General features: G+C 55.0%; 11 protein-coding genes. All 11 read right to left on the reverse strand.

Going from position 1 to position 13,840, the window contains the following annotated elements; genetic code table 11:
• Window positions 1–124: 124 nt before the first annotated feature.
• On the reverse strand, window positions 125–1,009 hold the full coding sequence (locus tag NST96_RS21065) for a LysR family transcriptional regulator (protein WP_003388908.1): 885 nt from the start codon (window positions 1,007–1,009) through the stop codon (window positions 125–127).
• A gap of 85 nt (window positions 1,010–1,094) precedes the next feature.
• Window positions 1,095–2,207, reverse strand: coding sequence for a dipeptide epimerase (locus tag NST96_RS21070; RefSeq protein WP_171506424.1), 1,113 nt, complete (start codon window positions 2,205–2,207; stop codon window positions 1,095–1,097).
• A gap of 1 nt (window position 2,208) precedes the next feature.
• Window positions 2,209–3,174 (reverse strand): threonine/serine dehydratase, encoded by a 966-nt coding sequence (locus NST96_RS21075; protein ID WP_003388906.1) that lies wholly within the window; start codon window positions 3,172–3,174, stop codon window positions 2,209–2,211.
• Window positions 3,175–3,252: 78 nt separating this feature from the next.
• On the reverse strand, window positions 3,253–4,410 hold the full coding sequence (locus NST96_RS21080) for an amidohydrolase (RefSeq protein WP_003388904.1): 1,158 nt from the start codon (window positions 4,408–4,410) through the stop codon (window positions 3,253–3,255).
• A 77-nt stretch (window positions 4,411–4,487) separates the two neighbouring features.
• Window positions 4,488–5,900, reverse strand: a complete 1,413-nt coding sequence (locus tag NST96_RS21085) for an AbgT family transporter (RefSeq protein ID WP_024983896.1) — start codon at window positions 5,898–5,900, stop codon at window positions 4,488–4,490.
• An 83-nt stretch (window positions 5,901–5,983) separates the two neighbouring features.
• Window positions 5,984–7,105 carry an aminotransferase gene (locus NST96_RS21090; protein ID WP_342404476.1) on the reverse strand — a complete coding sequence of 374 codons (1,122 nt, stop codon included), beginning with the start codon at window positions 7,103–7,105 and terminating at the stop codon, window positions 5,984–5,986.
• Window positions 7,106–7,127: 22 nt separating this feature from the next.
• Window positions 7,128–8,183: an ornithine cyclodeaminase family protein gene (locus tag NST96_RS21095; protein WP_342404478.1), complete on the reverse strand. Its 1,056-nt coding sequence runs from the start codon at window positions 8,181–8,183 to the stop codon at window positions 7,128–7,130.
• Window positions 8,184–8,766: 583 nt separating this feature from the next.
• On the reverse strand, window positions 8,767–9,750 hold the full coding sequence (locus tag NST96_RS21100) for an aromatic acid exporter family protein (RefSeq protein ID WP_003389517.1): 984 nt from the start codon (window positions 9,748–9,750) through the stop codon (window positions 8,767–8,769).
• A gap of 187 nt (window positions 9,751–9,937) precedes the next feature.
• A complete protein-coding gene (locus NST96_RS21105) occupies window positions 9,938–11,437 on the reverse strand; it encodes an S-layer homology domain-containing protein (RefSeq protein WP_003389518.1) in 1,500 nt (499 codons plus the stop codon).
• 129 nt (window positions 11,438–11,566) lie between these two features.
• Window positions 11,567–12,259 carry a response regulator transcription factor gene (locus NST96_RS21110; protein ID WP_003389519.1) on the reverse strand — a complete coding sequence of 231 codons (693 nt, stop codon included), beginning with the start codon at window positions 12,257–12,259 and terminating at the stop codon, window positions 11,567–11,569.
• Complete coding sequence (locus NST96_RS21115; protein WP_031931890.1) at window positions 12,256–13,749, reverse strand: HAMP domain-containing sensor histidine kinase; 1,494 nt, start codon at window positions 13,747–13,749, stop codon at window positions 12,256–12,258. Before NST96_RS21115 ends, NST96_RS21110 begins: the two co-directional genes overlap by 4 nt.
• Window positions 13,750–13,840 lie beyond the last annotated feature (91 nt).

The raw sequence follows: 13,840 nt of genomic DNA on the forward strand, positions 1-13,840 counted from the left end.
AGCTTAACTTAGCTTAGCTTACCTTACCTGACCTGATCTTACCTTGCCCCGCCCCAAAACCCACTCCCAAAGACGCTGAAAAGAGCATCTCTGGATGAGATGCTCTTTTACGTTATACGAAGCCCTACTGATTTTCCCGAACGCTTTGCCACACATCGGTCACCAGCTCGGCGAAGGTCTCAATCGCCGCCTCGTCCTTTCGCCGCTTCAGGCAAATAATCGACGTCTCGGCACGCCGGGAAAAACGGTGCAGCTCCTCTACCGCTCCGGAACGCAGCTCCGCCTGGATGAGCGCGGTACTGAGAAAGGCGACCCCTGTGTGATTGAGCACCGACCGCTTGATCGTCTCTTCGCTCGTGCACTTGATGACGGATTGGGGAGAGTAGTTGATCTCCGCCAGGCACTGGCTGATAAACCCGTCGAGGTTGCAGCCCTCCTGGTAGGACAGGAACGGATACTGCTCCAGCACCTCGGAGAAGCTGCGCCCGGCAATCATTTCCGGCGTAGCGACCAGCGCGAACTCCTCCAGATCCACCACACTTGCATAAATATCCGAAAGATCGCATGTTCCGGCGATGATGCCGATGTCGGCTTCATGGTTGTTCACCCTGCGCAGCGCCTCCTGGCTGCTGCAGGAAATGACCTGCAGATTCACCTGCGGATGCATTTCCAGATATGACTTCAGCATGTGGGGCATGTACTGGGTGCAGTAAAATTCAGGAGCGGCGACAACCAGATTGCCAAAGGGGTTGTTCAGGTGGTTCAGCTCTTCTTCCATCAGCTGCATGACGGAAAACAACTGCTCCGTATACTGCCTGACCACCTTGCCTGCCGGGGTGAGGAATGTTTTCTTTCCCACCCGGTTCAACAGCGAATGGCCCAGCTCCCTCTCCAGCGCCTTGATTTGCAGGGTAATGGTCGGCTGGCTGTAGCCCAGATGCTCGGCTGCCTTGGTCAAATTCAAATGTTCGGCGACGACCTGAAAGGTCCTTAAATTACGAAGCTCCATCGTCTACACTCGCTTTGTCCGAATTGGAAGGCGTCAAACGCTCATTCCTTATTCCCCAAAGTGTACCCGATGGAGCCCATTTATGCTATGCCAATTTCACGTGAATGCGCATCAAAGACGCAACAGTCTCTTCGTTTACTGCTATTCCCAGCCCCGGTGATTCGCCAAGCCGGATGCGGTCGCCGAAAACGGGGAAATCCGCCACGTCTTTGGCAAACATCCGGGGGCCGACCATCTCGTTGGACCAGATATTCTTCTTTGCCAGCGAAAGATGCGCTCCCGCCGCGGTGGCGACGGCCGACTCCACCATCGAACCGATCTGCACGCGGATTCCCGCCATTTCCGCCTGGTGGTTCAATCGCACTGCCGGGTACAAACCGCCGCATTTCATCAGCTTGATGTTGATCCAGTCTGCGGCATTTTTCTGGGTGATCTGCCGCATCTCCTTGTCTCCCAAAAGTCCTTCGTCAACCATCACGGGGATCGCCGTCTTTCGGCGAATATCGGCCATGCCGTCCAGGTCGTCGGCGTGAACCGGCTGCTCGATCCAGTCGATGCCCAACGCCTCCATATGCTTCAGCGCCTGCAAGGTCTCGGCGGCGTACCCCCAGCCCTGGTTGACGTCGACCCGGAGCCTGATATCGGGCCCGACTGCTTGGCGTACGGCCTGCACCCGGGCAACATCTGAGGCGACGTCCGTCCCGACCTTCAGCTTCAAGGTTCCGTACCCTTCGGCGACAGCCGCTTGGGCCTCTTGGGCCATGACCTCCGGCGGCTGAATGCTCATGACATAAGGAATGACCAGCTCGTCGTGAGAAGGGCCGCCCAGCAAACGGTAGAGCGGCTGGCCCGCCAGCTTGCCCATCAGGTCGTGGCAGGCGATGTCAATCGCTGCCTTGGCCGCCGGGACTCCCTTTGCCTTCTGGTTCATCCTGTCGTGAATCCGCTCGATGGAAAACGGGTTTTCTCCAAGCACAGCCGGACCCAGATGATGCTTGATGACCTCGATTGTGCTCCAGTAGGTCTCCCCTGTCACATGCTCGTCCGGCGTAGCCTCGCCGTATCCTACGACTCCCTCGTCTGTCTCCAGCCGGACCAGGATCGTCGGCATCTCGCGGAACGTATCGTAGGCGATGATAAACGGGCGGATCAACGGCAGCGCAATCGCGTAAATGTCGATGGACCGAATCCGCGTCATCCTATTCGTACCTCGCGATCAGCTTTGCCAGCTTGCCTGCGTCCACATTGCTGCCGCTGACGATCGTCAGCACTTTTTTGCCCGCGATGCCCGAAACGGCCCCTTGCAGCAGGGCTGCGACGCCGACTGCGCCCGAGCCTTCGACCATCAGGTGATGCTCTTTTGCCAGCCAGTGCATGGCCTGTGCGACGTGCTCTTCTTCGACGAGGAGTATGTCGTCCACGATCTTCAGCGCCAGATCCAGGTTGCCCTGGGTAATGCCGCCGTGCAGGCCGTCAGCAAGCGAGTCGCTGTACTCCACATCGACCAGGCGTCCTTCCCGGAACGAATAGTACCACGGCGGCGACGCATGGGTCTGGATTCCGATCACCTTCACCGCGGGATTGATCGCCTTGGCTGCGGTCGCGATCCCGCAGATCAGGCCTCCGCCGCCAGCCGGAACGATGATCGTATCGAAATCGGGCTCCTCCAGCAGCGCTTCCAGTCCGACCGTCCCTTGACCGGCGATGATTTGGTCGTCTTCAAATGCGTGCACGAAGGTTCTGCCCGTTTCCTCCGCTAGCTGGTATGCATGCGCCTCTGCTTCATCGTAGTTGTCTCCGTGAACGATCAGTTCCGCTCCGTACTTCTTGATTCCGGCCTTTTTCGTCTCCGGAGCCGTCTTTGGCACGACGATCAGGGCGGATACGCCTTTCAGGGACGCGGCATAGGCTACGCCCTGCGCATGGTTTCCCGCAGAAGCGGTGATAACGCCTTTGGCCAGCTCTGCTTCGCTCAGGGAAGCGATTTTGTTCAGCGCTCCCCTGACTTTGAACGAGCCTGTTTTTTGCAAGCATTCCAGCTTGAGCCACACGTCCGCGCCTGCTGCCCCGGACAGAGCGTCCGAACGCAGCAGCGGCGTCTTCGTCACTTGGCCCTGCAAATCCTTGTGCGCTTTGACAATATCGAAAAATGAAACGGATAGCATCCTGTAAAAACCTCCTTAGGCAAACTCCTTGTGCAAACGGCCGGGCGAGCCTATTAGGTCACCTTTGTCGGCAAGTCCTTATGCAAACTGCTTGACGAGTTGAATGAACAGATTGATCGCTGTCGGCATCACGTCTTCGTCGATATCGAAGCGAGGGTGATGATGCGGATAGGCGCTCTTTTCGCCGTTCATGCCGACAAACACAAAGGCGCCCGGCTTTTTGAGCAAGTAGTGGGAGAAGTCTTCGCCGCCCATGACCGGATCGACATGAACAAGCAGCTCGCTTCCGAGCTTTTCTGTCACGACCTGCTCCACGAACTGGCTCATCTCTTTGTCATTGACCACCGGCGGCGTGCCCCAGTCGACCTCCAGCGTCCCCTTTGCTCCGAAAGCGGCGCAGATTCCCTCGACGGTCCGCTTCATTTCTTCCGCCAGAGCCCGGCGGGTCGCTTCCGAATGCGAACGGAACGTGCCGGACATGACCGCCTGGTTGGGAATGATGTTGTACGTCGTCCCCGCTTCGATTTTACCCACAGAGATGACCGCCGGCTCGATGGCGTTCATCCGGCGTCCGACAATTCCCTGCAAAGCGCCGATCACATGGCTGGCGATGTAGATCGGATCGATGGTCTCATGCGGCATCGAGCCGTGCCCGCCCTTTCCTTCGATGACGATGCGGTAATCGTCCGCCGACGCCATCATCGCGCCGTAGGTGATGCCGATCTTTCCTTTCTCCAGCGGCTGCCAGAGGTGCAGGCCAAAGACCGCATCCGCCTGGTCGACCGCTCCCTGGGCCACCAGTTTTTCCGCCCCGCTCGGCAGCATTTCCTCCGAGGACTGGAACAAAAACAGCACGTTCGGCTTCACTTCCTGCCGGTTTTCCGACAGCCATTTGGCGGCGGCGAGCAGCACGGCCGTATGTCCGTCATGGCCGCAGACATGGGCGATGCCCTCGCGCTTGGAAATATAGCCATCCTTCTCGCCTTCCTCCAGAACTGGCAGCGCGTCGATGTCAGCCCTCAGCGCAATCGTCTTTTTCCCTTCGGTTCCTTTCAAAAAGCCGACGACGCTCGGTGCGGGAAAGTCGAGAATTTCGATGTCCAGCTCCTGCAGACATTTTTTGATGTATTCGCCAGTCTCGAATTCCACCCCGGACAGCTCCGGATTTTGGTGCAGGTAGCGGCGGTGGCCGACAGCCCATTGGGCGAGTTCTGGAGTGCACAAGGCTCTAGTCATACAATCACGCTCCTAGCAAAAATGATGCAGGCAGGAAGCTCGCTGGTCCGCGAAACATCCCCCTGTTCCAATGTTTCTTAAAACGGCCCGTAGCCGATCAGCTGGGCCACGACTACTGCGGCAATGGCGATGCCGTACTGAAGGAGGATCAACGGCAGGATCCATTTCATCCAGCGCATCCATGGAATCCCGGCAATTGCCAGGCCCGCCATGAAGTACCCGGACGTAGGGATGAAAATATTCGAAATCCCGTCCCCAAACTGGTACGCGAGCACTGCGGTTTGTCTCGTCACGCCCACCAGATCGGCGAGCGGTGTCATGATCGGCATCGTCAAGGCGGCCATTCCGCTGCCGGACGGCACGATAAAGCTGATGATTGTTTGCAGCACAAGCATGCCAAACGCGGTCAGCGTCGCCGGAATCTCATTGATCAACGCAGCTGCATAGTAGAGGATCGTATCGAGAATGTGGCCCTCGTTCAGCACGACCACGACCGCGCGGGCAACGCCGATCACAAGCGCCCCTGCAATTACGCCGGAGGCTCCTTTCATGAATGATTCTACAATCGTGTTGGACGAGAGTTTCCCGATTAACCCAATGACAATTCCCAAAAGTAGGAACAGTCCGGCAATTTCCGTAATATACCAGCCGTATTTGATTACGCCGAAGGCCAGAACGACAAAATTGACCACAAAACAGCCGAGAATCCATTTGTGTCTCGTCGTAAGAACAATATCGCCGCGCAGCAGCTCCGAGGCGTCTTTCCCCTCAAAATTGCCGAAGAACCCGTGTGAGCGGTCCTTTTTCACCTTCATCGCATAGCGGTAGACAAATCCGACCGAGACGATGTACATTACGGCAAAGACGGCAATGCGGTACGCTGCCCCGGAAAACGTCGGAAGCTCGGCAATGCCTTGCGCTACCCCGACCGTAAACGGGTTCATGATCGCCGACGTAAAGCCGACGGAGGCGCCCACCAGGACGATCGCCGCCCCGGTGATCGCGTCAAATCCCAAAGCGACTGCCAGCGGTATCATAATGGCTATGTACGGAATCGTTTCTTCCGCCATTCCCATCAATGATCCCCCCATGGCAAAGAAGAACATCATGATCGGAATCAGCCATTTTTCCTGGTTTTGCAGCTTTCGTGAGAGCGTGACGATCAGAGCCTCAATCGCCCCGGTTGCTGTCAAAATACCGAAGGTTCCGCCGATAATCAAAACAAAAAAGATAATGCCCGCCGCTTCCTCCATGCCGGTATGGACGCTGTTAACGAGTCCAAGCGGCTTTACCGGAGATGATTCGATAAATTGGAATGATTGCGGATCGACGACGCTTCTGCCGTTTACGTCCACGCGTCCGTATTCGCCCGCCGGGATCAGATAGGTCAAGACGACCGCGATCGCCAGCACGGCAAAGAGCAAGACGAAGACGTTTATTTCTTTCACCTTGGAAAGCGAAGGCTTGGTGTTCATTTCTGGTTGCGCCATAAGCAGTTTCCCCTCCCTAAACTTTTTTTAATAATAACATTTTTATATTTATGCAATCAATTGTATTTTTATAGGGCCAGCACTTAGCGGCGGGCCCTTAGATATTCTGATACTTTTGCCAGACCGTCGCGCAGCACGTCTGTGGCGCACGCGTAGCCGATCCGCACATAGCCTTCCATGTCAAAGCAGCTTCCCGGCGTCAAGAAGGCCCCGGTCGTTTTGAACAGGTCGATGCAAAACTCCTCGGACGGGATGTCCAGCTCGTATTTCAGCATCGCTGTCGTCCCGGCCTGCGGCTTCACATACGAGATAAGCGGTTCATTTTGCACCCAGTCGTCCAGAATTTGCAGATTGGTGCGGACGATTCCGAGGTTGCGGTCCATGATCTTGTCGTAGTTTTTCAATGCATGCACGGCGAGGACGTCGTCGATCATGCCGCAGCTGATCGTATTGTAATCGCGGTGCTTGACACATTCCTTGATCACGGCAAGCGGTCCCGCAATCCAACCGAGACGCAGGCCGGCAAGCGAAAACACCTTGGACAGGCTGCCTGTGCTGATTCCTTTCTCGTACAGGTCCGCAATGGACGGAACGACGACCTCGGGGTCCTGATGCAGTCCGCGATACACCTCGTCGCAGAGCAGATAGGCATCCACACTGCGGGCGATTTCCACGATTTCGCGCAGCATCTCTTCGCCCATGAGCGCGCCGGACGGGTTGTTCGGATTGTTGATGCAGATCAGCTTCGTTTTCGGGCTGACCATGCTTCTCAGTTCACCCAGATCGGGATAAAATCCGTTTTCCGGACGCAGCCCGAGGAGCTTCACCTGTGCCCCGAACGATTCCGGCACCGAGTACAGCTGCTGATAGGTCGGATGTACGGTAATGACCTCGTCCCCCGGTTCCACGAGTGAGTAAAGCAGCAGGAAGTTGGCCCCGATGGCGCCGTTCATCGAAATGACATTTTCCGGCTTCATCGTTTTGTACAAACCGGCGACCAGCGAGCGAAACTCCGGCGATCCCTCGATATGCCCGTACGTCAGCTTCATTTTTGCCAGTTCGCCAAAAAAGTGCTCCGGCTCATCAGACAGGCGGATCAATTCTTCCACGGTCAGAGAGTCCACGCATGTCTCGGCGATGTTGTAGACCGCGTCCATTTCATATTCATTCATCCACTCTTCGACTTTAAACGGTTTTACCTGCATCTTTTGTTTACTCCTCCCTTTTTTAGAGTTCGACTACCGTACCGGCACCCGTCTTTTCCGCCACCTCAAGCACAAGATTGGCGGTCAGCAAATCCTGCAGGGCGATGCCGGTGCTGTCAAAGATCGTAATCTCTTCAGGCGACGTCCGTCCGGCTGTCCGGCCCAGAATCACTTCGCCGATTTCCGCTATGATTGTCTCTTTCGTAACGACGCCTTTCTTTACGGGAATCTCCATTTCTCCAACGTTCACCGATTGCCTGACGTCGTCTACAAAAACGCGGGCTGCGGCAAACAAATGCTCATCGATCTCCTGCTTGCCTTCCATGTCCGCTCCGACACAGGTGATATGTGTTCCCGGCTTTACCCATTCTTTCCGGATCAACGGCTGACGGGCAGATGTAGCGGTGATGATGATGTCCGCTTCTCTTGTCGTCTGCTCGATGTTCTCTACGGGAACAAATTCGATCTGACAGCGCTTGGTGTACTCGCCTAAGAGATCATCCTGTCCTTTAAACTGGGAGGCGACCATTTTGAGCAGCCTGGACTGGATATTTTCGCAAAACGCAGCAGCTCGTTCGTAGGAGCGGGCGTTGTATACAGATACTTTTTTTACATGCTTCATGGCAATCAACGTGGCCAGGATTTGAAAAGGGGCTTGATGACCGCTGCCGACGATCAGCAGATGCTCCGACTCCGGTCTCGCCAAGTATTTGGCGCCGATCCCCCCGGCTGCACCCGTGCGCATGCATGTGATATGCTCGCCGCTGAGGATTCCCCGCGGAGCGCCTGTACGGCTGTCCAGCACCATGACCATTCCGATCAGCTGGGGCAGATTCTTCTCCGTGTTTTCTCCAAACCAGGAGACCAGCTTCAATCCGAAAATGTTGGCACCTGTCAGATGGCCGGACTTGATGTCCATATCCGCTTTGCCCGGCTCGAATTCGTGGAAAACCATGGGGAACAGGGTGGCCTCCTTTTGGGCTTTCAGCGTATAGGCTTGTTCCACCGTCTCGATGACGCGGGCCATGTCCAAAATTTGTTCAGTCGTTTTCTGGTTGATGACGCGAAATGGCAACAACGCGCAGCACTCCTTTCCTCTCTCGATGTTCTTTGCTTTACAGTATCATAGTTGAAATTTATGAAAAAATGAGAAATCGCAATGGTAACCATTGCGAAAATTTAGGGGTTTGGGGAAGTGGATGGCTCAATTAAGTAGGGAGTAATTGCTGCAAAAGAAGAAATCACAGATCCTGTGGATACTTGGCGGCAATTCTAGCCGTACAGAGAGGATGCTTGGTGAAATATGGATATGGGGGACAAAGTGGACTGGGGGTATATCGAACTGTGGCAAATGCTCTCCGACTCTCTGTTCCGCGATCAAACTCGTCTATTCCTTTTCTTTCTTCATGGATACGAAGGCAGATATAAAGAAGCAGATTCCTCCCACTAATAAAAGGGTTGGTAAAGCGATAGATAAAGACATAGATAATCTTAGAAGCAAACTTATTAAAGAAGAAATAATCATAAGAATAGAGGCAATAAAACTTATCATATATCTTTTCTTCACAGTTTTCTCTCCTTTGCCAAATGCAATCAGTAATTACGAATAAACCGCCCGGAACAGCAACTATTGCAGCCTCCGGGCGGTTTTGCACTCACTTCTAATACCCCTGCTCTTTCCTCTTCACCGGACTTTTCCTGCCCAGCTGGTGCTTAATATACAAGTATTGCTCGATCTCCCGCAGCAAGGTAAAGAGTGACGCGCGGGTTTCGAATTCTTCTCTCGACTGGGGCAGCGGCGCCTCTTGGATCTCTTCCCGCATCACCTGCAGCTTGTCGAGGAAGCGGTACGCCGTATTGCCCGGATGGATGGAATGGCTCAGGTGGTCGAGAAAATCCGCGATTTGATGCCCCTGCGGCACTTGCACGCTGAGTGTCGATACGATCGGCAGCATCCGCTCCAGGTATTCAAACTGCTTTTCCCGCATGACGAAATACTCGTAGTAGGTGTCTTCCTCTTTGCGGACGATGCGGTTCTCTACATCCCGCCAGGCCAGCAGCTTTGCTTCCTCCAGCATTTTTTCGGTCTCGATCATCTCGCGCCCGTCCCAATCGCTTTGGCCGTGGCGAAGGTAAAAGCAGAACTCCTGCAAAATCGTCGCAAAGTTCCGCTCCACGGCCGCCTGCATGCCCTTCAGCTCCTTTTCCAGGCTGGGCATGTAGAGGTTGGCCAGCAAGGCAACGCCAACGCCGATCGTAACGAGGGCAAGCTCGTTTAAAATGACGGGCACGTCCATCCGCTCCGCAGAATAGAGATGCAAGAGGACGACCATGCTGGTCACGAAGCCCTCCTGAATGCCAAAGCGGACAGCCAGCGGGAGGAAGACGAGGATGAGCAGCGTCAGCGCTACAGGCTGAAACCCGAGGAGGGCAAACAGCGCAACCCCGACCACCAACCCCAGCAGGCAGGCGAGAATGCGGTTGATCGCCGTCCGAAATGACTGTTTTCGCGTCACCTGAATGCAGAGAATCGCAATAATTCCGGCCGAGGCATAGAAAGAAAGGCCCAGCTGCTGAGCGATCAGAATCGCCGCTCCCGTACCAATTGCAGTTTTTATCGTTCGGTATCCAATTTTTAAAGGCATATTGCTGTTCCGTCCTTCTTTGGTTGGTCATCTTTGTTTTGTTCTTGTCCCTTTTCCCGGCCATGTCCGGCAGAGCTTGTTTCCTCCTAATACAGTATCAAAAACGCCGTGCAAAACAAAGAGAGTCTCTCTTCATGAGAGACTCTCGCGGCATAGAATTCATAAACTTGTGCGGGAGATCAACATTCTATTCAAGCGTTACACGGACACTATCCGCAATCGCCCAGTCGCCTGCAGGAGCGACCTCGTATGTCGTGCCCGCTTCAAGCGCTCCGTCTTTCAATTCAAATGTCCCTACCTGACCCTTGCGGCTTGTCAGCTTGTAATCGGCAGTGAGCTTGGTACCGTCCGGTGCTGTCAGCGTAATGCTGCGCAAGGCGAAAAGCTCGTCCTTCGGATCTTCGGCCAAGGTGACAGACAGCGTTTTTTCATCCGCAGCCTTCACTTCTTCAATCGTCAGCGGCGCCTTCTCGGTTGCGACGAACGTGTTTTTCTGCAGCGTCGCCCAATCCGCTGTCACCGTGTACGTGGTGCCCGGCTTCAGCTTCTGTCCGTCAGGCAGTCGGAACTTTGGCGCCTGGCGGCCATCGGTTGCTTGCGTGAAAGGAACGTAGCCCGCTCTGATCGGTTCGCCGCCCTCTGGCGTGATCGTGACGGATATATCCCGCATCGAGGAGAGAATTTCATACGTTTTTCCGTTGTACTGGTTGTTCTCGTCGAGAGCGAACGGATTCGGGCGAGAGTTGCGGTACGCTACGATGACGTTTCCGTAGTCAGTGACGCCGTCTTCGAGACTGGATTCCACTTCAAACGTGTCGCTTGTAACCTGCTGGGTCGAACGGAGGGCAAGCTTCTCCGGATTGGCTTCAAATGTGCCTGCCTGTTTCCCTTTGTACGTCAATGTGTAGGTGGTTCCTTCTTTCTGAACGGTGGTCGGCACGATATACGTCGCTTCAGTGCCTGTCATCAGCTGCGGCACATTGCGGATGGTCAAGCCGTTGTCAAAGACAAAGTTTTTCTTCGCTGCTTCCAGCTCCACCTCTTCTTTTGGCAAAGGCTTCGCGAACTTCACGACCAGCGTAATCACGTTCTGCGCTTCGATGCTCGTCACTCTGTTCTCGGCTGCCTGCTGAACCTGCTGGGCCTGCTGGGCCGTACGCTTGGCCTCGACCACCAGATAAGCCGCCTCGGCTCTGGATGCTTTCGCCTGAGACTGCGCATTGCCCAGGATTTTCTGGAGGGCCGCTCTATCTGTTTTGCTTGCTTTCGCCACGACATGCACCAGTTCACTGACGGTCAGCGGTTGATCAGGCAGGAATTCTGCTTCGTCTCCGCTCATGATGCCCGCGGAGACAGCAGCCGTCACGTACGGATGAAACCAGTCGCCGCTTCCTACATCGGTGAAAGCTGCGCTTCCCTGACCTGTCGGCAGACCGAATGCCGCCACCGCCAACTTGGCCAGCTCGGCACGGGTAATCGCCTGCTGCGGCTTGAGCAGATCAGCACCGTATCCTTCGAATACGTGCTGTTCTGCCAGCGTTTTCACTGCAGCCTGATAAGACCCGGCTTTGTTTATATCGGCAAAGTTGGCCGCTGCCCAGGCAGATTGAACAGGTATCAGAACAGACGTACCAATTGCAGCGGTGGCAAGCAGTCCGGTGATTGTATGCGAAGCTTTTCTTTTCATGTGGTAACGCTCCTTCCATTCCAGAGGATTCTCGTTCCTCCTCAGGATAGGGAGCAAATCTAAACCCGTTCTAAAGCAGTTCTTAAAAAAACCTTAAGCGGGTCGAAACATTTTCTAAACAAGCTTCTCCTACACCGTAAACCGGTACCCGGCACCCCAGACCGTCTCGATATACTGGGGATGGGAGGGATCGGTCTCCACCTTTTCCCGGAGCTTGCGAATATGGACCGTCACGGTAGAAATATCACCCGCGGAATCCAGTCCCCAAATGCGTTCAAACAGATGTTCTTTGCTAAAAACGCGATTCGGATTGGCTGCGAGAAACGCCAGCAGGTCAAATTCCTTCGTGGTAAAAGGCACCTCCCTCTCGTTGACGAAGACGCGACGCGACGCTTTGTCGATCCGCAAACCCCTGATCTGGATCTCGTCGCTGCGCTGCTCCCTTCCGCCCGAGAGGCGTTCGTACCTGGCCAGATGCGCCTTGACGCGGGCCACCAGTTCTCCGGGACTGAACGGCTTGATCACGTAATCATCTGCTCCCAGACCGAACCCCCTGATCTTATCGATCTCCTCTTTTTTGGCCGTGACCAGCAGGATCGGGATGTCTTTGCTCGTACGAATCTGCTTGCAAAGCTCGAATCCGTCCACATGGGGCAGCATGACATCAAGGATGATCAGATCGTAGTCGCCTTCCAGCGCCTTTGCAAGTCCAGCGCTGCCGGAGTGCTCCACATCCACACGGAACCCATTTATTTCCAAATAATCACGTTGAAGCTCTGCAATGCTTTTATCGTCTTCAACGACGAGAATGCTTTTCGTCATGCTTCTGCCCCCTCTACACGCGGCAGGGTGATCAGGATGGCCGTTCCTTCGCCAGCAATGCTGCTCGCTTTGATCGTGCCCCGATGCTCATCGACGATCTGCTTGGCGATGGCCAGGCCAAGGCCGCTCCCTCCCGTGTCCGTACTACGTGACTGCTCCGCCCGATAAAACCGATCAAAAATATTCGGCATCGCTCTTGGATCGATTCCCGGACCGTTGTCGGAAATCTCGATTCGCACCTGTCCAGTATCGACTTGCAGCGAAAAGGATATCCGCTTTTCCGGCTTGTCATTGTATTTCAAGCTGTTGTCGACGACATTGGCCAGAACCCGCCTCAGCTTGTCGCGGTCCGCCAGTACGAGCGCCGGGGGCGTTGATGGGGCTGCCGAAACTGCTGACCCTTGCCGTTCAAACTCGACCGTCACATTTTTCTCTTCCAGGTCAAATCGCAGCTCGCTTACGTAATCCTCCAGAAAGCGTCCGATGTCCAAGCGTTCAAAGGTAAACGGCAGCTTTCCGAGATCCAGCCTTGAGAACAGGAACAGCTCATCGATCAATTGGTCCATACCCTTTGCCTTGCGGGCGATCGTATCGAGATATTTTTCCAGCTTTTCCGGCGTGTCCGCCACCCCGTCGCGAATCCCTTCTACATATCCGAGAATGGAGGTGATCGGCGTTTTCAGGTCGTGAGAAATATTGGAGATCAGCTCTTTGCGGTTTTCCTCGTACTGCAGCTGGAGCTCCACGGATTCCTTCAGCTTTTTTCGCATATCCTCAAAGGCTTGGGAGAGCTGGCCGATCTCATCGCGGCCGGACTGCTCAATATGAAAATCCAGCTCGCCGTCCCTGATTTGCTCCGTTGCCGTTTTCAACCGGTACAGCGGCCGGATAATGCTCCGCGAGACGAGGAAGTTCAGCAAGCCGTTCATCAGCGCAAGCATCAACAGCAAAAACAGGATCAAGACAGGCAACAGGCTGCGGGTCAGCTCCGCATAAGGGCTTACCTCTTTCATTACGTAAACGCCGCCCTCTGTCTTGTCGGCAAAGTGAAAATCAAACTTGACGTAGGAAAAAAAGCGGCCCTCCGTCTCCAAAATGTCGCGTACATGCAGGTTGCCGAATTCGTAGGGCGGAAGCGCCGCCTTCATCCCTGGCACCTGCAGCATCGGCGTCGCGTGATGGATTTCGCTGCCCTTGCGGACGAGAATCCCCGCCTGAACAGGAGCCAACCGCTGCTCGAGCTCCCGCAAAAATGCCGCGTCGAGGAGCTGCTCGGGGTCGCTCTTGCCGAGAAACTTGGTCTCTACAGACACGGTCTCCTCCGGCTCGGTCAACGGCATGACGGCATAGCGGCTCGTGTACAGGTCGCGTACATGCCTGACGTCCCCTGTCACCGCCACGGCGATGAGAAACACGGCCGCGACAAATAAAATCACGGTAATCAAAAGCATGGCTGTATAGGAAAGCAGCAATCGCAGCCGAATAGACATGGGCACCCCTCCTTTCCCCATCTTACACGAAATGTTGATGACTGCAATGGATTCGGATTGGGTGGTGGCTGTCTTCTTGTAGCATCGTGAG

Source organism: Brevibacillus sp. FSL K6-2834 (assembly GCF_038592925.1).
GTDB lineage: Bacteria > Bacillota > Bacilli > Brevibacillales > Brevibacillaceae > Brevibacillus > Brevibacillus borstelensis.